This is a genomic window from Sinomonas albida (assembly GCF_004919045.1).
Lineage (GTDB): Bacteria > Actinomycetota > Actinomycetes > Actinomycetales > Micrococcaceae > Sinomonas > Sinomonas albida.
Genome location: NZ_SWDW01000001.1, coordinates 386,890 through 411,738, shown reverse-complemented (window position 1 = coordinate 411,738; position 24,849 = coordinate 386,890). Strand labels below are relative to the sequence as shown.

The window sequence follows — 24,849 nt, the reverse complement described above, 5'->3', positions numbered from 1 at the left end:
GGGGCCCGACGCATCCACCGGGCGCCGCCGGAGAACGAGGGCCGGAGAACGAGGACTGGCCTAGAACGGCTCTCGGAGGGCCCTGAGGTGACGGCCGCTCGCGATGTCGACGCCCGGCGGCGGGGCCAGCGACGGCTGCGGCTCGCGGACGGCGCGATGCGCCGGCTCAGCGGGGGCGTCGTCGTCGTCCTCTGCTCCGCCTCGCACCGCATCGGCGAGCGCGAGGAGATCATCCGGGCTCGTCTGGCGGGCGGGCAGCGCGAGCCGCAGGACCTCCCAGCCCCGCGGGACCGTGAGCTTGTCGGCGTGCTTCGCGCACAGGTCGTAGGTATGCGGCTCCGCAAACGTCGCAAGGGGACCCAAGACCGCGGTCGAGTCCGCGTAGACATAGGTCAGCGTCGCCACCGCAGGCTCGCGGCAGGCCGATCGGGAGCAATGGCGGACTTCTCGCACAGCCAGTACCCTACTCTGCTCGCCGCACCCGGCGGGCGAGCGACTCGGTTAGCGCGCCGCCGGGGGCCGGACTACAGTCGATACATGCAGGACCGTTCCACCTCGGGTTCCGTTCCGGGGATCAGCATTCGTCCCCTCCCGCCAGCCGGAGAGCCAGGCGAAGGCCGCCGCCGCAGTTTCCGTGATCGCCGCCGGAATCGTCACGGGCGGGGGCTGCGCGGAGAAATCGTGCCGGCGATCCTGCCGGGGAGCCGCACGCGCGGAGAGCGCTTCGAGGACTGGGTCCTTGATTCGGCCGACCGCCTCCAGGAGATCCGCGGCAACGAGCTCGAGGGCGTCGAGTACGTCGTCGAGGAGATCCCGCCCGGCCTCGAGCAGATCCTGCGCGAGGGGGGCCGCCCGCCCCAGGGCAGCGTGACCCGCCCCACGCGGGAGGAACCTGCCCGCATCACCGTCTACCGGCGTGTCGTCGAGACGGAGGCGCCCTCAGCCTCGGAGGCGCAGGACCTCGTCCACGACGTCGTCGTCGAGTACACCGCCGCGCTCCTCAACGTGGCGCCCGAGACGCTCGATCCGTACTACCGCGGCTACCGCTGAGCGGCGCTCAGTAGCCGAGCGTCACCGAGACCGCCTGCCGGCCGCCCGCCGCCGGGAGGATCGAGGCCACAGCGATCCCGTTGCCCTGCGCGGCCTCGAGGAGCACCGCGCCGTACGCGGGGTCCCCGGAGGCGGAGACCGAGTAGGCGACCGGCTTCGCGCCGTCGACTTTGTCCGGCACGGCAAGGGTCGCGGTGGTCCCGCCCGCGACGTCGAGCGCCACCGGCGCGTGGAACGCGCCGTCGGCCGTGATCGGCACGGCGCTGATCTTGGCGTGGCCGTCGGGCACGCCGAAGACCAGGGTCGGCGACGCGCCGTCGCCCACCGGCACGACATGCCCGTCGCCGAGTCGCGGCTGCGCCCCCGAGACGGCGAAGTCGAGCGCCTCGGTGCTCTTGAGGCCCTTGACCGAGCGGACGCTCGCCGTGAGCGAGACGTCCGACGACGCTGATACCGTGTACTTCCCAGCCGGAAGGCCCGCGAGGGGGATCTCGGTGACCGATCCGGCCTTCGCCGTGAAGACCGCACCCACCGGAAGGGTCACCGGACCGTTCGGACCGAAGACCCGCACCTGGACGACCGCGTCCGTGGCACCCGGAACCGTCACTTGGAGGGCAGCGGTCGCATCGTCGAAGCCCGAACCGGTCGCGAGATTCCGCGCGGCCGCCGGATCCTGGAGCTCGATGCCGGAGACCACCTGACGCGTGCCGGGCGTCGCGACGGGGGTCAGGAAGTCCACCCCGCCGGGTGTCAGGCCACGCAGCGTGCTCTGCTGGACCACACCCGCCACGGGGCCGCCCGAACTGCGAACGTGGACGGACAGGTTTCTCTGCCCGGGCACGAAGCCGCCGAGCACGAAGGACTTCGTGGTGCCGGGCGGAATCTGTATGCCGCGGCTTCCCGCGGGCGCCTGCGGGACCGCCTGATCGCCGTAGAAGTCGAGGTTCACGGAGGACGGGGTGCTGCTCGCGTTCGTGAGGTAGAGGACCGAGGTCCGGCCCACGAGCGTGCTCGCTCCGGCAATCCAGAGATCGTTGGCCGGGGCGGCGCAGGAGCCCGCCGCGAGGCCGCGCAGGTCGCCGTCTGCCGCGCTGTACTGGAACATCGCCGCCGCGGAGGCGGGGCGGCCCTCGAGCGCGGACGCGGTCAGCAGAGACGGGGCGGCCGTGGAGCGGCTCGCGATCGCCGCTGGCCGTGACGCCGGCGGCGCAGCGGGGGCGTTCTGGCCTTCGGAGACCTTCTGGAGCACCGAGCCGTTCACCTCGGCGATCGAGCTCGCGGGCATGGCGCCCGAGGGCTCCCCGATGACCGCCGCCGTGAGCCGGTTCGAAGCCGTCTTGCTGGCGGGGCTGAACTGCGGGTCGCCCTGCACCGGGGTGCTCTGCAGAAGCTGCGCGGGACCGGGGCAGACTCCGGTGGTCTGCCCGACCGGCACGTCCACGGCAGGAGGCGAGCCAGGCGAGAGGGCCCCGACGGAGGGATTGGCCCCCGCCGAGACGGCCAGGATGGCTCCCGCTCCCAGGACGACGACGCCGCTCGCCGCACCGAGCGTGCGGCGGAGTCGCGTCGTGGGTCGCGGCTTAGACGCGCGCGTCATCGGTGCTCCTTGCGGTCTCGGTGGCGGCGGTCTTGCTGTCGATTCTCGTGAGCGCGGGCCCTTCCGCGCCGACCTTCGGCGCCCGAGCGGGCGGCTCGGGCACGCTGACCGGAACGGCCGGGCCGGACGCGGGTGGCCCGGACAGTGCCCTAGCGGACGCGCGGCGCGCCCGGGACCTGGAGTTCCCCCGGCTCCGGCGCGGCTCGAGGCGGGCCCGCGTCGGAATCGCCGTGAGCACCGCGAGGAGGAGCACGACGGCGGCGAGGAGCCCGAGCGGGAGCGCCGCAGGCTGGTCGTAGCGGATCTCGAGCTTGCCGCCGCCCGCTGGGAGCGTGAAGGCCTGGGACCAGCCCTGCGTCGTGGACGTGAGGCGTTGGCCGTTGATCCACGCCGTCCAGTGCGGATCGCTCCGCTCGGCGAGGACCAGTAGCCGCCCCTCGGGGCCAGCCGGAATCGACGCGTCGACGGTCTCCGCTCCGGATCCGACGTAGCCGAGCACGGCGCCCTTCGTATCGACGATGCTCGCGCGGTGCGCTATCTCGAGCGCCTTCGCGGCGTCCTGGCTGCGCGGCGTGACGCGCCAGAGCCAGCCGACATCGGTTTGGCCGACCGCCACAAGGCCCGGAACCGCATCCATCTGCGAGGCGATGACCGAGTCGCCACCGTCGCGCTGCTGGAGGACGACGAAACCCGCGCCGAGGGCGTCGAGGTCGGCCCGCGGGTCGACGCCCGAGGAGGTCGAGACTGCGGCGACGGCTCGCCGCATTGCCGATGATGCGGCGTCGTCCGCGGCGATGACCTCGGACCCGACGGGTCCGGTCACCCGGCTTGCCGAGGCTACCGCGGAAAGGGAGTCCAGCGTCGTGCCCGAGCCGCGCATGAGCGCGGCCGTGAAGCCGCCCTGCGGGGTGCTGCGCAGCACGAGCGTCTTGGTCTGCTGGCTGCCGAGGCCCAGGTCGCTCGCGGTCGCGGGAAGCGTGCGCGCCTTGCTGGGCTTCACGGCGATGGGGCTCCCCACGCTGCCCGCCGGCGCGCCCACGGGGACAAGCCCCGCGGCGGCCCAGCGGGCCAGTCCGACGGCCGGGCCGCCCACCGCGAGAACGAGGGCGACCGCGATCCCCGCCGTCCCCAGCATGAACATCCGGTCGCGCCGATCGGCCGGCCGCTGCGCGGCGGCCTCGCGACGGTCGAAGAGCTGGTCTGCGCCGAGCACCGCCGCGGCGACGAGGCCCAGGACGCCCGCCGCGACGCTCGGCCCGGCGAAGGGCGCCACGAGGCTGTCCCCCGTCACGGCGACCGGGATGCGGGTCAGCACCCAGGCGAACGCGAGGGCGACGACCGCGAACGCGCCCGCGAGCCGCGCCGCGAAACCGCGCCGCCCGGTCGTCAGCACCATGGATGCGCCGGCGGCCGCAAGAAGCGGGAGCCCGAGGAGGAGCGCGTAGAGGAGTGCCCACGGAACGCCCGCCGGGAGCCATCCGACGCCGCCCACGCCCGCGGAGGCATCGAACGCCACGGGCTGGCCCAGCATGATCTGCCAGGGCGAGGCAGCGGTGTACGCGGCGGGCACGCCGGGATCGGCAAGCCACGCGCGCGGGTTGTCCGGCGCGGACATCCACAGTGGGAGGAACAGCACCACGGACGGCGCCAGCGTGAACCACAGCGAGCGCGCACGGCCCCGCAGGGTGAGGCTCGCGACAAGGACGACGACGGCGGCGAGCCCGAGGAGGCTCGGCGAGCCGGCGGTGGCGACGGCCAGCGCGAGGCCGCCCGCGGCCGCGGCCGTCCAGGAGGGGACGCCGCCCGAGCCCGACCGGGGCCGGCGGTCGACGCCGACCGTGCCGCGGATGCGGGCACCGCCCACGGCGCGGAGCATGCCGAGCGCGGCCCAGGGAAGCGCGACCTGGGCCACGACGGCGCCGAGGCGGCCCTGCGCGGCCGCCTCCTGGAGCGCCGGGGCCGCGGCCCACGCGATGGCCGCGACGATCCGCGGCCAACGGTGCGCGGTAAGGGCGGAGGCGAAGGCCCACGCGCCCACGGCCGCGAGGGCCGGTGCGAGGATGAGGGCCCACGCGACGGCGGGATTCGGGTTGCCGACGCTCACGACGCCGAGCAGCCACAGCACGAAGTCGAAGGGGTCGCCGTGCCCGGGCTGCCCCGCGCCGAGCTCGACCCACCAGGACGTCGCGTGCTGCCAGATGCTTCCAAGGCTCGAGGCCACGGGGAGGAGGCCGCCGCCCGCAACCGCGTCGGCGCCCAGGAACGGCAGGAGAGCGAGGATCGAGCACACGAGGGCAAGGCCCGCGACGACGACCGCGCCCGTCCCGGACCAGCCGCGCACGGCGACCGCGAGGGAGGCGAAGTCGTAGTCGGAGTCGCCCGTCGGCTCGGCGGGGGCGTCGTCGCTTCCGGCGCCGTCCCCGATGACGCCGTCGCCGTCCGAGTACTCCGACTCGAGGTGGGCGCGGCGGTAGTTCCAGATGTCTTCGCGCGGCGCGCGGACGCCGCGTACGGTGCCTCGCGCAACGGTCCGGGTCCGGGCGGCCCTCCGTCTGCCCCTCGCGAGCGAGGGTAGCGCCGTGAGCCCCGCCAGCGCCCCACCGAAGCGCGCCGTCCCGGTCGCGGGCTCCTTGGTGATGAAACCGGCCGCGAGGCTCCACAGGCCACCGAACAATGCGGCGATCCACTGGAGCGGCAGTCCGAGCGGGGAGGCGTGCTTGAGGCGCAGGTACACCTCGGCGCGGCGCTCCGCGAACGGCGTCGGATCGTTCTCGGTTCGGTCGGCGGCCGTGAGCATGCGGGCCGCCGGGACCACGACGACCCGGTGTCCCGCGAGCCGCGCCCGCCAGCAGAAGTCGATGTCGCCGCCGGTCGTGGGCAGCGCGCCGTCGAAGCCGCGGAGGGCGTCCCACACGTCGCGGCGCACGAGCATGCCGGCCGCGCTCACGGCGAACATGTCGCTGCGGTCGTCGTACTGGCCCTGGTCCTGCTCGTCGTCGTCGATAAGCGCGAGCCGCTCGGCCCAGCGGCTCGAGAAGAGCCCTACGTCGACGAGCCTGCGCGGCTCGTCCCACGCGACCTGCTTGCAGCCCGCCACAGCAACGGCGGGAGCGCGCTCGACTGCGAGCAGCAGCTCCGCGAGGGCGTCGGGATCGGGGGCGGCGTCTGCCCGCAGGAGCCAGAGCCACTCCCCCGTACGTCCTGACGGCTCCCGGGATGCGGACACGAGCTCAAGGGCGGTTGCGACCGCAGCGCCGAACGCCTCAGGCGCCTCGGCCACGGCACCGGCGCCCAACGCCTCGCGCAGGATCTTGCCGGAGCCGTCCCGCGAGCGGGCATCTGCTCCGAGCACCACGTCGGGACGCCGCCGTTGGGCGGCGACCGCGGCGAGGGTACGCGGAAGGTGGGCTGCGCCGTCGTGGGTGACGACGACTGCGGTGACGTGCACGCTGTCCAGGATCAGACCGCCCGCTTGCGGAGCCGACGGCGCTCCCGCTCGGAGAGCCCGCCCCAGATGCCGAACCGCTCGTCGTTCTCGAGCGCGTAGTCGAGGCATTCAGACCGGACGTTGCACGAGCTGCACACCTTCTTGGCGTCCCGGGTTGAACCGCCCTTCTCGGGGAAGAACGCCTCCGGATCCGTCTGGGCGCACAGCGCGTCGACCTGCCAGGCGAGCTCGCCCTCGACCGGCGGCGCCGGGCGCAGGAGGGTCAGCCAGACCGGGTCTGCCGGGCGTGCCGACGGCTTCCGGTCAAGAAGGGAGACGACTTCGGCCTCGCGCTCCTCCTCGTCCGGCTCCTCGGCCTCATCGTCGTTGTCATACGCTGCATGCTCAGCCAGAAACGCGGTTGCAGCGTCCTCGAGCGCGGCCGCCGACATCTCGCGGTAGCGCTCACCCGCCTGCGGGTCCGCCGGGTCCACGTACCAGTCGGCGGGGATGTCCCGCGACTGGTGGCCCAGCGCCTGTGAGGTCGCTGCTGTATCGTTCTGGAAACGCTCCGCCTGTCCCACGGTGCTCCTCCTTGGTGGTCGTTCTGCACCGGCCTCCCAGTTGAGGCCACGTATTCCGGAAGGCTTCCGGAACCGGCCCCCAAATGCCGGTGCAGTTACTGTCCGGTTCTAATTACACGCGTGTAAGTCGATCGGCGTCAAGCGGGGGATGGGATTGTATACGTACAAATTTCGATGGGACGTGTACGCCACGCCCGAGCGCGGGTCCGGCCCGCGGCCCCGCGCCCGCTCCTGCACCACGTCGGCGCGGGCACAATGGACCCATGGAATCCACGGTGACCGCCCTCCTCCACAGCCTCCGCAGCGGCAACTCGTCCGCACCGAGGCTCACGTGGTACGGCCCTGACGGAGAACGCGTCGAGCTTTCGGGGCGGGTCCTCGACAACTGGGCCGCAAAGTCATCGAACCTCCTCGTCGAGGAGCTCGACGCCGAACCGGGCACGCGCTTCCGCCTGGACCTTCCGGCGCACTGGAAGAGCGCGGTGCTGGCCCTCGCGGGCTGGCAGGCTGGTGGGGTCCTCGTGGACGGGGACGCGGATATCGTCTTCACGACGGAACCGGGCCAGGAGTCGGCAGGCCAGGCCTCAGCGGGACAGGCCTCAGCGGGACAGGTTTCACCCGGCGCGACCCACGTCGCTGTGGCGCTCGGCGCGCTCGAACTTGCCTTCCCCGGCGCGCTGGAGCCCGGGCAGGTTGACTACGTAGCGCTCGTGCGGCAGTTTGCAGACTCGTTCGACCCGCTCGATCCGCCGTCAGCGGACGACGGCGCGGCGCGTCTCGGCGGGGAAGAATTCAGCCAGGCTGGGCTGCTCGAGCGCTTCGCGGCCCCCTACGAGCCGGGCGCGCGAGTTCTCGTGGACGCCTCCCGGCCGCTGCGCGAGGTGCTCGCGGCGCTTCTGGGAGCTTGGGCGGCAGGCGGCTCCGCCGTGCTGCGACACGGCTCGGTCGCCGACACCGCGCGGCTGCGCGAAGCCGAGAAGATCACTGCCGAGTGACCCCTAGGGGGTCTGGCGTTCGGACTCGTCCCGCTGGCTCGGGGCGGGGTCCGCCGCGACAGACACGTGCTCGTGGTGGGTCTCGATGAGCTCGTGGTCGCCCTCGTAGCCGGGCTCGGCGTCGAGCTCCTCGTTGAAGACCCAGAACCGGTACGCGAAGAACCGGAAGACGGTGCCGAGGATGAGGCCCACGATGCTGCCGGCAACGAAGATCGAGACCTTGTCGGTCATGAGCAGCACGTACTTGGTGAAGGCAACGCAGCCGGCCGCGATGAGCAGGCCCACGCCGTTCATGAGCGCGAACAGGACAGCCTCGCGGATCACGTTGGCCTGCTTGCGGTGACGGAACGTCCAGTAGCGGTTTGCGACCCAGGAGAAGATGCTCGCCACGATCGTCGCGATCGACTTCGCCCAGACCTCGCCGCTGTGCAGCGGACCGTTGAGGAGCCAGATGAAGATCGCGGAGTCCACTACGAAAGCAAGGCCGCCGACCGTGCCGAACTTCGCGACCTCCCGCCAGAACAGCGAGACGAGACCGCTCAAGCGATCCGAAATGGCGTTGATCATGTTCCTCCGGGGCCGTTCTGTCACCGCCGCCCGCGTGAAGTGAGCCCTCCCCCAAGGGCGTACCGGCCCCTAGCGAGGGCCCCGGCACCGGGGACGCTCAAAGTCCTATTCTACGCGGCTGTCCTGACGCCCTCAGGTTGTCCACAGCATTCACAGGTCGGGCTGCTCCCGTTCGGTAGGCTTGGCGGGTGAGTTTCCCTGTGATCGGAGTCGTCGGCGGCGGGCAGCTGGCCCGCATGATGGCCCCACCCGCCACTGCCCTCGGGCTTGAGCTGCGCGTCCTCGCCGAGGCCGAAGACGTCTCCGCCGTCCCCGCCGTGCCGAGCGCCCCCGTGGGCGACTACCGGAGCCTCGAGGCCCTCCGGGAGTTCGCGCGCGGCGTGGACGTCCTGACGTTCGACCACGAGCACGTGCCCACCGAGCACCTCCTCGCCCTCATGGCGGAAGGCGTCAACGTGCAGCCGGGTCCCGCCGCCCTCGTGCACGCCCAGGACAAGCTGCGCATGCGCGCCGCCGTCGACCGCCTCGGTCTCCCCAACCCGCGCTGGGCCGCGGTCCACCATGTCCAGGACCTCGTTTCGTTCGGCGACGAGATCGGCTGGCCGATCGTGCTCAAGACCCCACGCGGCGGCTACGACGGGAAGGGCGTCCGCGTGCTCGGGTCCGCGGCCGATGCCGCTGCCTCCATCGACTGGTTCGGCGCCATGTCGCCGCTGCTGGCCGAGGAGATGGTCCCGTTCTCGCGCGAGCTCTCCGCGCTCATCGCCCGGACCCCGAGCGGCGTCGCGCAAGCATGGCCCGTGGTCCACACCATCCAGGTCGACGGCGTGTGCGATGAGGTCATCACGCCCGCGCCCGGGCTCGACCCGGCGGTCGCCGAGGCCGCGCAGGCCGCCGCACTCGCCATCGCGAACGATCTGGGCGTGACCGGAGTCATGGCGGCCGAGCTGTTCGAGACGCCCGGCCGCGGCCCCGGCTTCCTCGTCAACGAGCTCGCGATGCGCCCGCACAACACAGGCCACTGGACCCAGGACGGGTGCGTCACGAGTCAGTTCGAACAGCATCTCCGCGCGGTCCTCGACCTGCCGCTCGGCGGCACGCGCGTCTTGGGCGAGTGGGCCGTCATGAAGAACATCCTGGGCGGACCGAACACCGACCTGTACTCGGCATACCCCGCCGCTCTCGCCGCGGACGCCGAAGCGAAGGTGCACACCTACGGCAAGTCCGTCCGGCAGGGGCGCAAGATCGGCCACGTCAACCTCGTCGGTGCGCCGGGCTCGGCACCCGAGGAGCTCCGGGCGCGCGCGAGCCGCGTCGCCGCCGTCGTCCGCGACGGGGCCGAATCGAAGCCGAACGATCCCGCGAAGGAGAGCGCATGACCAGCTCAGCCGCTGACCGCCCGACCCAGGCTGGCCAGCCCGGCCCGGGCGGCCACAGCCCCGTTGTCGGCCTCGTCATGGGTTCCGATTCCGATTGGAACGTCATGGAGGCCGCAGGCGAGGCACTCGCCGAGTTCGGGGTGCCGTTCGAGGCGGACGTCGTCTCGGCCCACCGCATGCCGCACGAGATGATCGCGTACGGCGCCTCGGCCCGAGAGCGTGGGCTCCGCGTCATCATCGCCGGCGCGGGCGGCGCTGCCCACCTTCCGGGCATGCTCGCGTCGGTCACGACGCTGCCCGTGATCGGCGTTCCCGTGCCGCTCAAGACCCTCGACGGCATGGACTCGCTCCTCTCGATCGTCCAGATGCCGGCAGGCGTCCCGGTCGCGACCGTCTCGATCGGCGGGGCGCGCAACGCCGGGCTGCTCGCGGTCCGCCTCCTGGCGTCCGGCACGGATGAGCTCGCGGAACGGCTCTCTGGCCAGCTCGCGCAGTTCGCGGACGAGCTCAAGGCGACCGCGACCCGCAAGGGCGAGGCGCTGCGGCGCAAGGTGTCGGAGGTGTTCTGATGCACCTCCTGCTGAACACGCTCCGCCCCTACGCGTGGGGCTCGCGCACCGCCATCGCTGAGCTCCTCGGTCGCGAGCCCAGCGGCGGTCCCGAGGCCGAGCTGTGGATCGGCGCGCACCCCGACTCGCCCTCGCGTGTCGCCGGGCAGCACGACGCGAGCTCGGAGCAGGCCGAGGCGGGCCTCGACGAGCTCATCGCCCGCGATCCGGAGGCCGCCCTCGGCTCCCAAAGCGTCGAAGCTTTCGGACCCCGGCTCCCGTTCCTGCTCAAGGTCCTTGCCGCCGCCCACCCCCTCTCGCTCCAGGTCCACCCGACCCTCGAGCAGGCTCGGGCGGGCTTCGCGGCAGAGGAGGCGGCCGGCGTCGACCGTTCAGCCGCGGACCGCAACTACAAGGACGACAACCACAAGCCGGAGATGATCTTCGCGCTCACGCCGTTCGAGGCGCTGTGCGGCTTCCGCTCCCCCGCGGACGCGGCCGCACGCTTCGAGGAGCTCACCGCGCTCCTCGCGGGCCACGAGGCGTCTGAGGTCACCGAGCAGGTCGCCGAGCTGCTGCGCGGGCCGGACGAGGAAGAGGCGCTCCGGAGCGCGTTCGCCCGGCTCATCGCCGGCGGCGAGCAGGTGCGCGGGGCCGTAGCGGCCGCCGCCGCTGCGGTCGCGGACTCCGAAACCGACGACGCCGGGCTCCGCACCGTCGCGGCGCTCGCCGCGGAATACCCCGACGATCCGGGCGTGCTCGTCTCGCTCCTGCTCAATCGCGTAAGCCTCGTGGCGGGCCAGGCCCTCGCGCTCGGCGCGGGCAACGTCCACGCGTATCTCTCGGGCCTCGGCATCGAGGTCATGGCTTCCTCGGACAACGTGCTGCGCGGCGGGCTCACCCCCAAGCATGTCGACGTGGCCGAGCTTCTCTCCACCGTCACGTTCGCCGCTCTGCCGCTCCCGCTTCTCACCGCGACCGAGTCCCCGCTCGGGCAGGAACTCTACGTTCCCCCGTTCGCAGAGTTCCAGATGCAGCGGATCGAGGTTCCCGCGAGCGAGGACGGGACGCATGCCGAGCCTGTGCCGGTCGCCCAGGCGGGGGCCGCCGTGGTCTTTGTCGTCTCGGGTTCGCTCACGCTCGACACCCCCAAGGGCGACCTCGCGCTGGGCCGCGGCGACGCCGCCTTCGTGCCCGAGGTCGAGGCTCCGGCACTCGCCCACGCGGGCGCGGGCGGGGTGCTGGCCTTCGCGGTCACGACGGGGCTCGGTTCCGGACTGGGCTAAGCCGCTCCGCGCGCGTCAGCGGCGCACGAGCTGCCGCGCCCGTCCCGCAGCGCCCTTCGCCTGCCGGAGGACAGTCTTCGCCGCCTTGCGGCCCTCTTGGAGCACCCGGCGCGCGAGCGGCATGCCTCTCGCATAGACGGGGTAGAGCGGCGAGAGTGGGCGCTCCCACGTGCCGGTCAGCAGGTCCTCGTGCTGGGCGAACTGCTTCTTGAAGTCGGAGATGCCGTCGTTGAGCAGGCCGTTGAGGTCGTACCGCGTGCAGCCGTCCGCCTTCATGGCGGTGAACGCCGCCCACTTGACGCCGTAGTTCGCGCGCGCCTTCTGGCCGGCGGCGTTGACGCCGCCGTAGAGCTCGAAGGCCGTCCCCGCGCTCCTGGCGATCCAGACGAACGCGACGACCTCGCCGCCGTCGAACGCCGCGACGATCGGCGAGTCCTCGCCCAGGTAGCGCCAGATGTCCCGGTAGTACCGATCCTCGTGGATCCCGAAGCCCGCTCGCTCCGCGGTCTCGCGGTAGATCGCAAGCACCTGCTCGAGCTCGGCCTCGCTGGCGACCTTGCGGAATTCGAGGTCGCCCTTGAGGTTCTTCCGGACGTTGGCGCGGGTGGTCCGGGACATGGCGGCCATCAGGTCGTCCTCGGACTGCGTGAGGTCGAGGATGAGGGTGCGCGGAATGAGGATCGTGCCGTCCGTATGCACGAATCCTGCGGCGGCGAGCCCCTGCTCCCCCGCCGACCCCGCGTCCCAGTCGGGCTCGGCGACGAGGGCCACGGAACCTCGCGTCCTGCTCACGTGGCGGGCGACGGCGTCGAGCACTACCGGGGCGTCTTGCTGCTCGCAGACGGGGCCGCGCGAGAGATAGGCGAGCGACTTGAGCGGCCACGGCAGCGCCCGGTACAGGATCTGGGCGCCGCCGAGCCGGCGATCGCCGTCCACGACGACCACGCGCTCGGTCTGCCAGTGGTGCGCCGCCTTGAGCTGCCCCCAACCCCACAGCTGGAGGGGGTGCCCGCCGTGGGCGTTGACGAGCCCGTCCCACTCGACGGGGTCGGTGCACGCTCGGACGGTGAGCTCGCGGGTAGGCAGGGGGCTTGCCGGGGTCATGATCCTCCTGGGGCGTGGGGCGTCGCTGAAGCCGCGCGCCAGTCTAACCGCGAACGGTGAAGCGCGCTCGGCGGCCCTGCTCGATCACGCCTGGCGGGCCCAGGGCTCCCACTTGCTCGCGTGGTGCTCGGCGTCGACGAAGCGGACCGTTCCGGACTTGGACCGCATGACGATCGACTGGGTCTTGACCCGGTCCTTCTCGTAGCGCACGCCGCGGAGCAGGTCGCCGTCGGTGATGCCCGTGGCCGCGAAGTAGCAGTTGTCGCTCTTCACGAGGTCGTCGGTGCCGAGGACGCGGTCGAGGTCGTGGCCGGCGTCGAGGGCCTTCTGCTTCTCCTCGTCGCTCGTGGGCCACAGGCGGCCCTGGATCACGCCGCCGAGCGACTTGATCGCGCACGCGGCCACGATGCCCTCCGGGGTGCCGCCGATGCCCATGAGTGCGTCGACCCCGGTGCCCGTGCGGGCCGCGGCGATCGCGCCGGCGACGTCGCCGTCCATGATGAACTTCGTGCGCGCCCCGGCCGCGCGGATCTCCTCGACGAGCGGCTTGTGCCGGTCCCGGTCCAGGATGCACACGTTGATCTGGTTGACCTTGACGCCCTTGGCCTTCGCGATGAGGTGCAGGTTCTGCTTGACGGGAAGGCGCAGGTCGACGAGGTCGGCGGCCTCGGGGCCGGTCACGAGCTTCTCCATGTAGAACACGGCCGAGGGGTCGAACATCGTGCCGCGCTCGGCGACTGCGAGGACCGCGAGCGCGTTGTTGATGCCGAGCGCCGTGAGGCGGGTGCCGTCGATCGGGTCCACCGCGACGTCAACCTCGGGACCCGTGCCGTCGCCCACGCGCTCGCCGTTGTAGAGCATCGGCGCCTCGTCCTTCTCGCCCTCGCCGATCACCACGACACCGTTGAAGTGGACCGTGTGGAGGAACGAGCGCATGGCGTCGACAGCGGCGCCGTCGGCACGGTTCTTGTCGCCGAAGCCGACCCAGTGGCCGCCCGCGATCGCGGCGGCCTCGGTGACGCGCACGAGCTCGAGCGCGAGGTTGCGGTCCGGCTCGTCGGCTCCGAGAGTGAGGGAGCTGGAAAGGGTCGAGTACTGGCTGTCAATCGGCGCAGGGGACACGGTGACCTCATCTTCGAGTCGGATTTGTTTTGATCATAGTCTGCGGGGTGGCCGGGCAGGCCTGCGATGACGGCGGTCACATGGGTCGTTGTGTGACTCTCCGGGGCGTCGCGAGCGGCCCCCGGTGTACGGGACAATGGAGCAGTGAGCAGCACCCACGAAGAGACCCACGAACAGCCCGTCAAGCCCGTCCTGACGCCGGCCGCCGCGAAGCGCGCGAACGCCTCCGTGATCGGCATGATCATGGCGCTCGCGGTCTCGCTCCTCGCCGTGATCCCCGTCCTGCTGCTCGCCGCCAACCCGCAGACTCCGGTCCAGCGCCCGGCCATCGACGTCGCGGCGATCGCCGCGCAGGCGAAGGGCACGGCCGGGTTCTCGCCGGCCGCGCCCCAGCTCCCGGCCGGATACTCGGCCAACTACGCGCGCTGGGAGACCGGAGCGTCCGACGGCATCTCGCATTGGGACGTGGGATGGGTCACGCCGAAGCAGCAGTTCGTCTCCATCGTGCAGACCGCAAGCGCCAACCCGACCTGGATCTCTCAGGAGGTCAAGCAGGCGCCCAAGACCGGCACGCGCATGGCGGGCGGCGTCGAGTGGACGCTCTACGACAAGCCGGGCGTGGAGAAGAGCTACGTCGGGACCGTGGCGGGCACCACCGTCGTGGTGAGCGGCTCCGCGGCCTTCGACGAATTCGACGTCGTGGCATCCGCCGTTGTCGCGGCCGAGGGCCACTGACGCCTTGCCTGCCCCGAATGTGACGCGTCCAAGCGCCCGGCTCGGTAGGGGTAGACCGATGGGTCTACAGTGGAGGGCGTGTCTGCATCCATGACCCCGGCCGAGGCTTGGCGCACTCTGCGCGAGGGCAACCAGCGATTCGTCGACGGCACGTCCGTCCACCCCAATCAGGACTCGTTGCGGCGCAACGAACTCGTGGGCGCGCAGAATCCGTTCTGCGTGATCTTCGGCTGTTCGGACTCCCGCCTGGCCGCGGAGATCATCTTCGATCTGGGCCTCGGCGACGCCTTCGTGGTCCGCTCCGCTGGGCAGGTCATCGACGCGGCGGTGCTCGGCTCCCTCGAGTACGCGATCGATCCGCTCGGCGTCCCGCTCATCGTGATCTTGGGCCATGACAGCTGCGGCGCGGTCACCGCCACCGTCGACGCCTACTCGACCGGCTCGATGCCCCAGGGCTTCGTCCGCGACCTCGTCGAGCGCATCATGCCCTCGGTCATCACGGCCCAGCGCAACGGCGTGACAGAGGTCAATGACACCGTGGTCGAGCACGTGAAGCAGACCGGAAATCGCCTCGTGGAGACGTCCCAGGTCATCGCGAAGGCCGTCGAAGAGGGCCGCACGGCGGTCCTCGGCGTGTGCTACCGCCTCGGCGAGGGCCGGGCCGAGCTCGTCTCGGGCCTCGGCAACGTGTAACGGCCCGGTTCGGGGCCTCTCAACGGTTCGGATGCGCCCCGCGCGGGGTCTAGTCTGGGTGCCATGACTGACTCTGCCGTGCAGGATTCTGCCGCATTCCGAATCGAACACGACACGATGGGCGAGGTGCGCGTGCCGGCCGCCGCCCTCTACCGCGCCCAGACCCAGCGGGCCGTCGAGAACTTCCCGATCTCGGGCAAGACCCTCGAGCGCAAGCACATCGAGGCCCTCGCGCGCGTCAAGAAGGCCGCCGCACGGGCCAACGAAGAGCTCGGCGTGATCGACGGGGATCTCGCCGACGCGATCGCGGACGCCGCCGAGCGCGTGGCAGCCGGCGAATTCGACGAGCACTTCCCCATCGACGTCTTCCAGACCGGTTCCGGCACGTCCTCGAACATGAACATGAACGAGGTCATCGCGGAACTCGCGAGCCGGGCGCTCGCCGAGAACGGCGTCGACAAGGTGGTCCACCCCAACGACCACGTCAACGCCTCGCAGTCCTCGAACGACGTCTTCCCGACGTCCGTCCATGTCGCCGCCACCAACGCGCTCCTCAACGACCTCGTCCCGGCGCTCACGCACCTGGCGGCCGCGTTCAGCCGCAAGGCGGACGAGTTCAAGGACGTCGTGAAGTCCGGCCGCACGCACCTCATGGACGCGACGCCCGTCACGCTCGGCCAGGAATTCTCCGGCTACGAGGCACAGATGCGCTACGGCATCGAGCGCATCGAGGCCTCGCTCCCCCGCGTCGCTGAGGTCCCGCTCGGCGGGACGGCCGTCGGGACGGGCATCAACACCCCGGCCGGCTTCCCGCAGCGCGTCATCGCGTTCCTCGCGGCGGACACGGCTCTCCCGATCACGGAGGCCCGCAACCACTTCGAGGCCCAGGCGAACCGCGACGGGCTCATCGAGGCCTCGGGCCAGCTGCGCAACATCGCGTACTCGCTCATGAAGGTCTGCAACGACCTCCGCTGGATGGGTTCGGGCCCGAACACGGGCCTCGGCGAGATCGCGATCCCCGACCTGCAGCCGGGCTCGTCGATCATGCCGGGCAAGGTCAACCCCGTGATCTGCGAGGCCGCGATCATGGTCGCGGCCCAGGTGATCGGCAACGACACGACCATCGCACTCTCCTCGACGAACGGCGCGTTCGAGCTCAACGTCGGCATTCCCGTCATGGCGGCCAACCTCCTCGAGTCGATCCGCCTCCTGTCCAACACGGCGCGCGTCGTCGCGGACAAGATGGTGGACGGCATCTCGGCCAACGTCGAGCGCGCGCGCTTCCTGGCCGAGGCGTCGCCGTCGATCGTCACGCCGCTCAACAAGTTCATCGGCTACGAGAACGCGGCCAAGATCGCGAAGAAGGCCGTCAAGGAGGGCCTCACGATCCGTGAGGCGACCCTCGCGCTTGGCTTCGTCGAGCGCGGCGAGCTCACACTCGAGCAGCTCGACGCAGCCCTCGACGTCACGACGATGACCGGCCCGAAGGCCTAGTCCTCGCCTGGCCAGGAACGACGGCGGGTGTCCCCGGCTGGGGGGGCGCCCGCCGTCGTCGTCCGTTGAGCGGTGACCCCGCAGGGCCGGTAGCCTTGAATCCGTGCCCACCCCAGACTTCATCGTGACCCTTCGCGACATGATCGGCGTCCACCCGCTGTGGCTCCCCGGCGTCAAGGCGGTGGTGACGGACGACGGCGGGCGGCTGCTTCTCGTCCGGCGCGCCGACAACGGCCGCTGGACGGTGCCTGCGGGCATCGTCGAGCCGGGCGAGGAGCCGGCCGAGACGGCCGTCCGCGAGGTGCTCGAGGAGACGGGCGTCCACGTCACGCCGACGCACGTCGCGGGCATCGGGACCACGGCGCCCGTCGTGTACCCGAACGGCGACCACGCGCAGTACCTCGACGTCGTCATGGCGTGCACGTACGTGAGCGGCGATGCGCGCGTCAACGATGACGAGAACCTCGAGGTCGCATGGTTCGATGGCGACTCGCTGCCGGACCTCCCGCCCCTGCATCGCCGCGCGATCGAGTGGGCCGGCGACCCGGAGCGCCGGGCGCACTTCGTGCCGCCGGCCCCCGGGGTCTGACGGGACGGGCTCAGGCGGGGAGCAAGAACGCGAGCGCCGCGCCCGCGAGCATAAAGGGCCCGAACGGGATCGCGGTCTTCCCGTTCCCGCGCCGGAGCACGATGAGCGCCAGCCCGAAAACCCCACCGAGCATGAACGCCGCGGCCGTCCCCCACAGGAGGTGCTCCCAGCTGAGGTAGCCGAGGTACAGGCCTAGGACCCCCGCGAGCTTGACGTCGCCGAAGCCCATCCCCGCCGGGTACACGACCCGCAGCACGAAGTAGACGCACCACAGGACCGCGCCGCCGCCGAGCACGCGGATCATGGCGGGGACGTCGAACGCCGCTCCGCCGAACACGGCCGCGACGCAGAGGGGAACGGCGGCCCAGTAGCTGGGCAGCACGATGCGGTTCGGGAGCAGGTGGCTCCGGATGTCGATCACCGCGAGCCGCGCGGCCATCCAGACGTAGTAGCCCAGGCATGCCACAACGAGCCAGAACGCGAGGGGGCTTTCCTGCCACAGCTCGGGAAGTCGGTGGGTCACAGCTTGGACACTAGCCCACGGGCCGCGACGCCGGCGGACGTGCGTTAGCGTGGCGGCATGATGACGCTCGAGGACGCCGCAAACGGCGAGACCCGGATCCCAGGCCCGGCCCGGCGTCGTCGAACGCGAGCTCCGGTTCCGCCTCGCGCGCGACGACTTCAAGCGGCCCGACTGGGAGCTCACGGTCGATGGCGCGGAAGCGGCCGCCGCCTTCCTCGGGCTGACCGGGGACGACGGCGGCCGCGCGCCTTCCGCTGAGACCGGCGCCTAGATCTCCGCTCGCTCGAGCAACTCGGTGACGAGCGCCGCGATGGGCGAGCGCTCCGACCGCGTGAGGGTCACGTGCCCGAAGAGCGGGTGGCCCTTGAGTGTCTCGACCACCGCGGCGATGCCGTCGTGGCGGCCGACGCGGAGGTTGTCGCGCTGGGCGACGTCGTGCGTGAGGACGATCTTCGAGTTCTGGCCCATGCGGCTCATGACGGTCAGCAGCACGTTCTTCTCGAGGGACTGCGCCTCGTCCACGATGACGAACGAATCGTGCAGCGAGCGCCCGCGGATGTGCGTGAGGGGCAGGACCTCGAGCATGCCTCGATCCATGACCTCGTCGATCACGTCCGTGCTCGTCACCGCGCCGAGCGTGTCGAAGACCGCCTGGCCCCACGGGTTCATCTTCTCCGCCTCGGTGCCCGGCAGGTAGCCGAGCTCCTGGCCGCCCACGGCGTAGAGGGGGCGGAACACGACGACCTTCTTGTGCTCGCGCCGCTCCATGACGGCCTCGAGGCCGGCGCACAGGGCGAGGGCGCTCTTGCCGGTGCCGGCCTTGCCGCCAAGCGAGACGATGCCCACGGTCGGGTCCATGAGGAGGTCGATCGCGAGGCGCTGCTCCGCCGACCGGCCGTGGAGGCCGAAGACCTCGCGGTCGCCGCGGACCAGCCGCACCTGCTTGTCCGCGCCCACGCGGCCCAGCGCGGAGCCGCGCGGCGAGATGATCACAAGGCCGGTGTTGACCGGAAGCTCGGCGGCCTCGGGCAAGAACACAGGCTCGTGACCGTACAGCGCGGACACCTCCTCCTCGCCCGTCTCGAGCTCCGCGACGCCGGTCCAGCCCGAGTCGACGATCTGCTCGTTGCGGTACTCGTCCGCGGCGAGCCCCATCGCCGAGGCCTTGACGCGCATCGGGAGGTCCTTCGAGACAACCGTGACGGAGCGCCCCTCGTTGGCGAGGTTCTTCGCGACGGCGAGGATCCGCGCGTCGTTGTCGCCGCTGCGGAAGCCGGCAGGCAGCACCTCCGCCGAAATGTGGTTGAGCTCGACGGCGAGCGTTCCGCCCGGCGTCTCGAGCGGAATCGGCGTTCCCAGGCTCCCATGCTGGATGCGCAGGTCATCGAGGAGTCGCAGCGCCTTGCGCGCAAAGTAGCCCAGCTCCGGATCGTGGCGTTTGGACTCGAGCTCCGTGATCACGACGACGGGGATCACGACCTCATGCTCGGCGAAACGCAGCACAGCCCGTGGATCGGAGAGGAGGACCGAGGTGTCCAGCACGTAGGTGCGGCGGCCCTCTTCCGCGGTGATGAGCTCTTCGGGCAGTACTCCAGTGGTCGTCACGTCGACTCCAGCCCCCGGGTGTCCCCGGCGTTCTCCAGTTCCGTCCGGTTCGGCCGCAAGGCCGGAACCGGCCTCCTGGAGCGGTGCAACGCAACGCCCATACTCGGCCTCCCCGAATCGGGTGGCGGGTGCCTCCCGATGGCGCCAATGTACGCCGCGCAAGGTTGCTGTTCGGTGAACTCGCAAGGCGAGTTGCGTGAATCACACCGCGGCTCACGCCGTGGATCCCGGCGCCGCGAACTGGGCCGGGGCGGGCCGTCGCGCGGATGTCCGCCGGCGGGCCATACGGCCCTACCGGGCCCTTGTGGCCGGACTTAGCCTGTGGCTCTGGGGGACCATGCCGTCGCGGACGGGAGGGGTCCAACATGAAGTGCGAAGTGTGCGGTACCGAAGCCGAGCCCGGCGCGGCGTTCTGCGACAACTGCGGCGCAGTTCTCACAGCGCGCAAGGCGGACGGCGCGCGCGACGCTGCGGATCCGCCCGAGGCTCTCGACGCCCCCGTGGCGCGCTTCGATCCACACCCGCCCGGGGGCGTCGCGCCGGCACCGCGGACGACGGCGCAGCTCGCCTCCCCAGCGCAGCTCGCCACGCTGCCGGGGACCCCGCTCGTGCTCGGCGACGGGGAGAAGATCTGGCGGACGTATCGCGTGGTTCGGCTCCGCCGCCCCGAGCTGGGCGAAGGGCTCCTCTTCGTGACCGACGCGCGAGTGGTCTTCTACGCGCGGGCTCGTGGCCGGGGGACTCAGCGTCCGAGCGCTCTCGTCCAACAGACCAGGCTGGACAGCGTGACGGGCGTGTCCGCGTATGTGACGCACCGCATCAGCCTGGGCTGGTTCGTGCTGGCGGTGATCACGGGCCTTTTCGTCGTGGGATCCATCCTCACGCTCGCGATCCCGTTGGTGATCTTCTGGGGGCTGCTGTTCGCCGGGACGGTGTGGATGCTCGTGCAGGGTGCAGCGAAGAAGGGCAGCGTGGGAGTCCAGATCCAAGGCTCGTCCTCTGACCAGTCGTCGCTCTCGTTCGGCCAGTTCGGCGAACAGCGCGGCTACTTCGGCACTATCGTGCACTCCCTGATCTCCCCCGTCCTGGGCCTCCTCGGGGTCTACACCGCGTTCGACGTCCTGCTCGGGTTCCCCGGCCAGGACGCCGAGAGGGTGGTGTCCGAGATCGGCGCGCTCGTCTTCGACATGCAGTCCCGCGGCAGCCTCGCAGCCGGGCGTTGGGGCGTTCCGACCGATGGATAGGCAGACACGATGACTGACGCGGTCGGGGCTCTCCTCGGGACGCCGAGCAGGTCCAGGGTCCGCGTGGACATCCTCGAGGGCGAATCCGTGCGCGAGACGCCCCCCGTGGCGGGCGCGGAGCCCGCCGCGGGCAAGGCCATGCGGGCAATCCTTCGGGGGACCCGCGGCGTGATGCGGTTCGACGATGAACTGCTCAGCAGGCACACGCTCTTTCTGGGCGGAATCGGCACGGGCAAGACGAATGCCATGATGCAGCTCCTGGCCGAGCTCCGGCGCAGAAGTGACGAAAACGACGTGTTCATCGTCTTCGACAGCAAGCGGGACTTTCTGGCCGAATTCTTCGAGCCGGGCGACGCGGTGATCTCCAACGATCCCGACGAACCGCGCCCCGCGGCCAGCTGGAATGCCTTCGCCGACGTCGCGGCGGGAGACCCGCGCGCGGTCGGAGATGACGTCTACGAAATCGCCTCGACGATCTTTGCGGACGAACTCGCCGCTTCCGGCGAGAACCTGTTCTTTGCCGCTGGCGCCCGGGACGTCTTCGCGGCGGCCTTCGAAGCAATCCTCCGGACGGCACAAGCCCCCTCGAATCACGACCTCCGGCGATCACTCGATGGGTCAACGCGCGAGCTCTGGGACCTCATCACCGCCCATTCGGACCTCGTCGGCGGCGCACGCTATCTGTCCGGCTCGGGAACCACGCCCGATTCCATCCGGGCGTTTCTCCAGCAGGGCGTGAACGCTGCCTTCTCGGGGAGCTTCCAGCACGCCGGCGACTATTCCATTCGCCGCTTCGTGCGGGCCAAGGGTGGCCATGCGCTCTTCATTGAGTACGACATCGCAACCGGAAGTCGCCTGACACCCGTCTATCGGGTCCTGATCGATCTGGCCATCAAGGAGGCCCTGACGCTGGGCAGGGCCCGGAAACCCGGAAGCGTCTATTTCGTCATGGACGAGTTCGCGCTGGTCCCCCATCTCCAGCACATGAGTGACGGCATCAATTTCGGCAGGAGCCTGGGGCTCAAGTTCCTCGTGGGGACGCAGAACGTCGAGCAGGTGCTTTTCGGCTACGGACCGGAATTGGGGCGCACCATCCTCTCGGGTTTCGGATCGCTATTCGGTTTCAGGCTGATGGACGACGTGAGCCGGACACTCATTCGAGACCGCTTCGGAGCAAACCGCAAGCAGCTCAGCATCGAATCGACCGTTCGCGCACAGGGAGTCAGGCAAGAGACAGTGCTCGGCAATGTCATCGAGGACTGGGATCTTTCGGCGCTTGGACTCGGGGAGTGCATCGCGCTGCTCCCCGGCGATTCTCCCTTCCGCTTCCAGTTCCAGCCCTACATGCGGCCCTCCGAGCGGACCTAGCGAGGAGGAGGGCGAGACATGGACAGAGGACGAAAAGTCGGAGCGGCACTTGCGATGACCGTCATAAGTGGGTGGACTCAGGCGACGGCTGACGGCATAAATCAGCGGATCGAATTCCAGAACGCCGAAATCCAAGGTCGCCAAGCACAGATCGTTTCCGGCCCCGCCATTTCGAAACCTGCAGATTCAGGTCCGGCGCAGTTCACCGTCGACGCGGACGGAAACACCGTCAGCACCGAAAAAGAGATCACCACGCAGGAGGATCCTCCACCGGGCTTAAAATGGGCGCCCGATCCCCCCGACAAGTCCGTGAACGAAGACATATACGCCAAAGAGGCGCTGGACAGACTCCGAGAACAGCTCGAGGGCGACGGGTTCGAGGACAACGCCTTCGACGAAAGGCTTCAGGGCTTCATCAATGGTCTCGACGAAAAGCCCGAGTTCGATGACACTGACAAGCTCCAGGCGGTCAAGGATTTCCTTGACGATGACCTCGCCAACGCAGTTGAGGAACAACGAGCCGAGCTCAAGGAGTCCCTCGACGCGGACCTCGCCGACGCCGTGGCGGAGCAACAGCTGGCCCGCGAGGATGAGGGCCAGGTTGAAGCCGGGTTGGAGATCGAAATTGACGAGATGGAGATCGTCGAGGAAGCCGAGTACGTGGAGATTACGGATGGTGGAGTCGACGAATCGAACATCAGCGAAACCGACGAACTGGAAGTCGGGCCCGTCGAAGAGATGGAATTCGGCGAAGCCGAAGAAATCGACTTAGAAGTCGAGGCCATCGAGGAGCCCGATGTCGAGGGCGCGGACGGCGGCAGCCACAGTGCTCCCCCGGACGAGCTGGCTGCACCGCCGGAGGGCGCAAAGCCACCTGAAGAGGCGGCCACGCCCGCCGGGCCCCCTCCCCCGGAAAGCTCCGCGGCCCCGCCCGCGGAGGCCCCGCCGTCGGACGTTCCGCCCGAGCCCCAGCCACACTAGGAGGCGATCATGCCGCGGAGGAGCACGTGACAACCTGCGCGTCGTGCGGGCAGGAACTGCGCGAAGGCGCGCGCTTCTGCCCCAACTGCGGCGCGCGCGTCCAGCAACCCGAGGCTCAAGACGCTCCACGGGCTTCGGAGCCGGAGGCTCCCCTAATCACGCTCCCTGACGAGCCAGAGGCGCAGCGCGAGCCCCGCGCGTCGGCGCGCCGCTGGATCTGGATCGCTGGTGCCGCGCTCGTGGCGATCGCAGCGGTCGCCGCCGGTCTGTACCTCGTGCCGAAGTACTTCTCGCCCGCGTCCAGCGCGTCCCAGCCGCTCGCCGGGCCGAGCTCGACGCTGCCCGCCTCCGCATCGCCTCCCGCATCGTCTCCCACGGCGACGTCGACGCCGTCGACCGTCTCATCACCGAGCACCAGCTCCCAGTCGACCGCCTCCACGCCCGCCCCACCGGTCGCGCAGCCCGCCACGCCCGCCGACGTCGTGGCCGCGTACTACGCCGCCGTCTCGACCCACGACTACGGCAAGGCCTGGGACCTGGGCGGCAAGAACTTCGGCTCGACGTTCGCCGACTTCAGCGCCGGCTACGCCTCGACCGCGCGCCAGATCCTGACGATCGGCCACGCTCCCCCGAGCGCAGGGCAGGTCGAGATCCGCCTGCTCGCGTTCACCACCCAAGGCGACGCGCAGCTCTTCACGGGCACCTACACGGTCGACGGCGGAACGATCGTGAGCGGTCGCCTCGCCGAATCGTTCGAGGAGCCCGCGGCGCAGTTCGCGGGAACGCCCGTGGTCCAGCAGCTCGCCGACCTCGGCTACACGGCGGGCAAGCCGATCCCGCCGCAGCCCAACGACGACCTCGACGCCGTGCCGGCCGTGTGCTCGGACAGCGGCGACGGCCACTGCCAGATCGTCTTCTTCTTCCACCGCGGGCAGATGGTCGGCGTCGACCGCCCGCAGGGCGAGACGTCCGTTTCCATCGCGTGGCAGAACGGGCAGGTCGCCGCGGCCGTCTATCCGCAGTACGGGGCGAATGATCCTATGTGCTGCGCGTCGGGAAACCCCATCACGGTGCAGTTCGGCTGGAACGGTTCGGATGCCGTTCCGCTCACGCCGCTGCCCGCACCGATCAACGGACGCTAGCCGCGACCGGCACGGCACGGTCCAAGAATCACGCCCCGAATCGGCGCTGGCGGCCCTCGTAGTCGCGGAGCGCCCGGAGGAAATCGACGCGGCGGAAGTCCGGCCACAGCGCCTCGCAGAAGTAGAACTCGCTGTACGCGCTCTGCCACATGAGGAAGCCCGAGAGACGCTGCTCCCCGGAGGTGCGGATCACGAGGTCGGGATCGGGCTGGCCCGCCGTGTAGAGGAAGCGCGAGATGTCGTCGACGTCGAGCCTGTCTGCCAGCGCGGCGATGTCTTCGCCGCGGGCCAGGGCGTCGCGCAGTAGCTCCCGGACGGCGTCGACAATCTCCCGCCGCCCGCCGTAGCCCACGGCGACGTTGACATGGAGCGGCTCCGAGGGGCTCGGCTTGTCCGTGAGGCGGGCGAGTCGCTCCGCAAGGTGGTCCGGGAGGAGCTCGGGGGCGCCCATTGCGTGGACCGACACGTTGGGATCCTCATCGAGCCGGTCGAGCGTCTCCGCGATGATCTCGGTGAGTTCGGCGAGCTCCTCGCTCGAGCGGTTCATGTTGTCGGTCGAGAGCATGTAGAGCGTCACCACCCGCACACCGAGCTCTCGGGACCAGCCGAGGAACTCGTGGATCTTGTCCGCGCCCGCTCGGTGGCCCTGGCTCGTCGGCGCGTTGAACTGGCGGGCCCAGCGGCGATTGCCGTCCACCATGACGCCGATGTGCCGCGGGATGCTCTCAGGCCTGAGCGCGCGCGCCAGGCGCCGCTCGTAGTACCCGTACAGGAATCCGGGCAACTCCATGGTTCTCTCCCGCTTCACGGAAGACA

23 protein-coding genes are annotated in these 24,849 nt (G+C 70.7%); 13 read left to right on the top strand and 10 right to left on the bottom strand.

Features of this window, described 5'->3' with window-relative positions:
• Nucleotides 1-60: 60 nt before the first annotated feature.
• Complete coding sequence (locus tag E6A26_RS01830) at nucleotides 61-453, bottom strand: DUF3499 domain-containing protein (protein ID WP_136609457.1); 393 nt, start codon at nucleotides 451-453, stop codon at nucleotides 61-63.
• A 228-nt stretch (nucleotides 454-681) separates the two neighbouring features.
• Between E6A26_RS01830 and E6A26_RS01825 the strand changes: the two genes are divergently transcribed.
• Complete coding sequence (locus tag E6A26_RS01825) at nucleotides 682-1,050, top strand: metallopeptidase family protein (RefSeq protein ID WP_234864879.1); 369 nt, start codon at nucleotides 682-684, stop codon at nucleotides 1,048-1,050.
• 7 nt (nucleotides 1,051-1,057) lie between these two features.
• On the opposite strand, the gene E6A26_RS01820 is transcribed toward E6A26_RS01825, so the two are convergent.
• From E6A26_RS01820 to E6A26_RS01810, 3 genes are read right to left on the bottom strand one after another with little or no spacing between them, the layout of a single operon-like run.
• Nucleotides 1,058-2,647: a DUF5719 family protein gene (locus tag E6A26_RS01820; protein ID WP_136609456.1), complete on the bottom strand. Its 1,590-nt coding sequence runs from the start codon at nucleotides 2,645-2,647 to the stop codon at nucleotides 1,058-1,060.
• Nucleotides 2,631-6,095: a glycosyltransferase family 2 protein gene (locus tag E6A26_RS01815; RefSeq protein ID WP_234864877.1), complete on the bottom strand. Its 3,465-nt coding sequence runs from the start codon at nucleotides 6,093-6,095 to the stop codon at nucleotides 2,631-2,633. The genes E6A26_RS01820 and E6A26_RS01815 overlap by 17 nt, the downstream gene beginning before the upstream one ends.
• Before the next feature lie 11 nt (nucleotides 6,096-6,106).
• Nucleotides 6,107-6,658 carry a WhiB family transcriptional regulator gene (locus E6A26_RS01810; RefSeq protein WP_136609454.1) on the bottom strand — a complete coding sequence of 184 codons (552 nt, stop codon included), beginning with the start codon at nucleotides 6,656-6,658 and terminating at the stop codon, nucleotides 6,107-6,109.
• A 263-nt stretch (nucleotides 6,659-6,921) separates the two neighbouring features.
• Between E6A26_RS01810 and E6A26_RS01805 the strand changes: the two genes are divergently transcribed.
• On the top strand, nucleotides 6,922-7,653 hold the full coding sequence (locus tag E6A26_RS01805; RefSeq protein ID WP_136609453.1) for a TIGR03089 family protein: 732 nt from the start codon (nucleotides 6,922-6,924) through the stop codon (nucleotides 7,651-7,653).
• Between the two features lie 3 nt (nucleotides 7,654-7,656).
• On the opposite strand, the gene E6A26_RS01800 is transcribed toward E6A26_RS01805, so the two are convergent.
• A complete protein-coding gene (locus tag E6A26_RS01800; RefSeq protein ID WP_136609452.1) occupies nucleotides 7,657-8,220 on the bottom strand; it encodes a GtrA family protein in 564 nt (187 codons plus the stop codon).
• Between the two features lie 188 nt (nucleotides 8,221-8,408).
• Here E6A26_RS01800 and E6A26_RS01795 point away from each other — a divergent pair, with 188 nt between their 5' ends.
• Genes E6A26_RS01795 through manA form a run of 3 tightly spaced genes read left to right on the top strand, consistent with a single transcriptional unit; the run spans nucleotide 8,409 to nucleotide 11,433 of the window.
• On the top strand, nucleotides 8,409-9,599 hold the full coding sequence (locus E6A26_RS01795; protein ID WP_136609451.1) for a 5-(carboxyamino)imidazole ribonucleotide synthase: 1,191 nt from the start codon (nucleotides 8,409-8,411) through the stop codon (nucleotides 9,597-9,599).
• On the top strand, nucleotides 9,596-10,168 hold the full coding sequence (gene purE, locus E6A26_RS01790; RefSeq protein WP_136609450.1) for a 5-(carboxyamino)imidazole ribonucleotide mutase: 573 nt from the start codon (nucleotides 9,596-9,598) through the stop codon (nucleotides 10,166-10,168). The genes E6A26_RS01795 and purE overlap by 4 nt, the downstream gene beginning before the upstream one ends.
• Nucleotides 10,168-11,433 carry a mannose-6-phosphate isomerase, class I gene (gene manA / locus E6A26_RS01785; protein ID WP_136609449.1) on the top strand — a complete coding sequence of 422 codons (1,266 nt, stop codon included), beginning with the start codon at nucleotides 10,168-10,170 and terminating at the stop codon, nucleotides 11,431-11,433. Before purE ends, manA begins: the two co-directional genes overlap by 1 nt.
• Nucleotides 11,434-11,448: 15 nt before the next feature.
• On the opposite strand, the gene E6A26_RS01780 is transcribed toward manA, so the two are convergent.
• Together E6A26_RS01780 and glpX are read right to left on the bottom strand one after the other, a co-directional pair.
• Complete coding sequence (locus tag E6A26_RS01780) at nucleotides 11,449-12,537, bottom strand: lipid II:glycine glycyltransferase FemX (RefSeq protein ID WP_136609448.1); 1,089 nt, start codon at nucleotides 12,535-12,537, stop codon at nucleotides 11,449-11,451.
• Nucleotides 12,538-12,621: 84 nt separating this feature from the next.
• The gene (gene glpX / locus E6A26_RS01775; protein WP_136609447.1) at nucleotides 12,622-13,659 is read right to left on the bottom strand and encodes a class II fructose-bisphosphatase; all 1,038 of its coding nucleotides are present in this window, start codon (nucleotides 13,657-13,659) and stop codon (nucleotides 12,622-12,624) included.
• Nucleotides 13,660-13,803: 144 nt separating this feature from the next.
• Here glpX and E6A26_RS01770 point away from each other — a divergent pair, with 144 nt between their 5' ends.
• The 4 genes from E6A26_RS01770 (at nucleotide 13,804) to E6A26_RS01755 (ending at nucleotide 17,170) form a co-directional block, all read left to right on the top strand.
• Complete coding sequence (locus E6A26_RS01770; RefSeq protein WP_136609446.1) at nucleotides 13,804-14,394, top strand: DUF4245 domain-containing protein; 591 nt, start codon at nucleotides 13,804-13,806, stop codon at nucleotides 14,392-14,394.
• Between the two features lie 90 nt (nucleotides 14,395-14,484).
• A complete protein-coding gene (locus E6A26_RS01765) occupies nucleotides 14,485-15,087 on the top strand; it encodes a carbonic anhydrase (RefSeq protein ID WP_211128899.1) in 603 nt (200 codons plus the stop codon).
• A 63-nt stretch (nucleotides 15,088-15,150) separates the two neighbouring features.
• Nucleotides 15,151-16,581 (top strand): class II fumarate hydratase, encoded by a 1,431-nt coding sequence (locus E6A26_RS01760; RefSeq protein ID WP_136609444.1) that lies wholly within the window; start codon nucleotides 15,151-15,153, stop codon nucleotides 16,579-16,581.
• A 103-nt stretch (nucleotides 16,582-16,684) separates the two neighbouring features.
• Nucleotides 16,685-17,170, top strand: coding sequence for an NUDIX hydrolase (locus E6A26_RS01755; RefSeq protein ID WP_136609443.1), 486 nt, complete (start codon nucleotides 16,685-16,687; stop codon nucleotides 17,168-17,170).
• 10 nt (nucleotides 17,171-17,180) lie between these two features.
• Here the strand turns inward: E6A26_RS01755 and E6A26_RS01750 are convergent, their stop codons facing one another.
• Together E6A26_RS01750 and E6A26_RS01745 are read right to left on the bottom strand one after the other, a co-directional pair.
• Complete coding sequence (locus E6A26_RS01750; RefSeq protein ID WP_136609442.1) at nucleotides 17,181-17,693, bottom strand: prepilin peptidase; 513 nt, start codon at nucleotides 17,691-17,693, stop codon at nucleotides 17,181-17,183.
• 267 nt (nucleotides 17,694-17,960) lie between these two features.
• The gene (locus E6A26_RS01745; protein WP_136609441.1) at nucleotides 17,961-19,298 is read right to left on the bottom strand and encodes a PhoH family protein; all 1,338 of its coding nucleotides are present in this window, start codon (nucleotides 19,296-19,298) and stop codon (nucleotides 17,961-17,963) included.
• A gap of 365 nt (nucleotides 19,299-19,663) precedes the next feature.
• Between E6A26_RS01745 and E6A26_RS01740 the strand changes: the two genes are divergently transcribed.
• From E6A26_RS01740 to E6A26_RS01725, 4 genes are all read left to right on the top strand, one after another.
• Nucleotides 19,664-20,542 carry a zinc ribbon domain-containing protein gene (locus E6A26_RS01740; protein ID WP_136609440.1) on the top strand — a complete coding sequence of 293 codons (879 nt, stop codon included), beginning with the start codon at nucleotides 19,664-19,666 and terminating at the stop codon, nucleotides 20,540-20,542.
• A gap of 63 nt (nucleotides 20,543-20,605) precedes the next feature.
• Entirely contained in the window at nucleotides 20,606-21,910 is a 1,305-nt protein-coding gene (locus E6A26_RS01735) for a type IV secretory system conjugative DNA transfer family protein (RefSeq protein ID WP_168928648.1), read from the top strand.
• A gap of 18 nt (nucleotides 21,911-21,928) precedes the next feature.
• Nucleotides 21,929-22,891: a hypothetical protein gene (locus tag E6A26_RS01730; RefSeq protein WP_136609438.1), complete on the top strand. Its 963-nt coding sequence runs from the start codon at nucleotides 21,929-21,931 to the stop codon at nucleotides 22,889-22,891.
• A gap of 26 nt (nucleotides 22,892-22,917) precedes the next feature.
• Nucleotides 22,918-24,033 carry an LppP/LprE family lipoprotein gene (locus E6A26_RS01725; RefSeq protein ID WP_136609437.1) on the top strand — a complete coding sequence of 372 codons (1,116 nt, stop codon included), beginning with the start codon at nucleotides 22,918-22,920 and terminating at the stop codon, nucleotides 24,031-24,033.
• 28 nt (nucleotides 24,034-24,061) lie between these two features.
• On the opposite strand, the gene E6A26_RS01720 is transcribed toward E6A26_RS01725, so the two are convergent.
• Nucleotides 24,062-24,823: an isoprenyl transferase gene (locus tag E6A26_RS01720; protein WP_136609504.1), complete on the bottom strand. Its 762-nt coding sequence runs from the start codon at nucleotides 24,821-24,823 to the stop codon at nucleotides 24,062-24,064.
• Between the last annotated feature and the right edge of the window lie 26 nt (nucleotides 24,824-24,849).

Excerpts from the sequence above, each read along its gene's own strand:
- E6A26_RS01820 (WP_136609456.1), bottom strand. The coding sequence starts at position 2,647 with ATGACGCGCGCGTCTAAGCCGCGACCCACGACGCGACTCCGCCGCACG.
- E6A26_RS01805 (WP_136609453.1), top strand. The coding sequence starts at position 6,922 with ATGGAATCCACGGTGACCGCCCTCCTCCACAGCCTCCGCAGCGGCAAC.
- E6A26_RS01800 (WP_136609452.1), bottom strand. The coding sequence starts at position 8,220 with ATGATCAACGCCATTTCGGATCGCTTGAGCGGTCTCGTCTCGCTGTTC.
- purE (WP_136609450.1), top strand. The coding sequence starts at position 9,596 with ATGACCAGCTCAGCCGCTGACCGCCCGACCCAGGCTGGCCAGCCCGGC.
- manA (WP_136609449.1), top strand. The coding sequence starts at position 10,168 with ATGCACCTCCTGCTGAACACGCTCCGCCCCTACGCGTGGGGCTCGCGC.
- E6A26_RS01780 (WP_136609448.1), bottom strand. The coding sequence starts at position 12,537 with ATGACCCCGGCAAGCCCCCTGCCTACCCGCGAGCTCACCGTCCGAGCG.
- E6A26_RS01765 (WP_211128899.1), top strand. The coding sequence starts at position 14,485 with ATGACCCCGGCCGAGGCTTGGCGCACTCTGCGCGAGGGCAACCAGCGA.
- E6A26_RS01760 (WP_136609444.1), top strand. The coding sequence starts at position 15,151 with ATGACTGACTCTGCCGTGCAGGATTCTGCCGCATTCCGAATCGAACAC.
- E6A26_RS01740 (WP_136609440.1), top strand. The coding sequence starts at position 19,664 with ATGAAGTGCGAAGTGTGCGGTACCGAAGCCGAGCCCGGCGCGGCGTTC.
- E6A26_RS01730 (WP_136609438.1), top strand. The coding sequence starts at position 21,929 with ATGGACAGAGGACGAAAAGTCGGAGCGGCACTTGCGATGACCGTCATA.
- E6A26_RS01720 (WP_136609504.1), bottom strand. The coding sequence starts at position 24,823 with ATGGAGTTGCCCGGATTCCTGTACGGGTACTACGAGCGGCGCCTGGCG.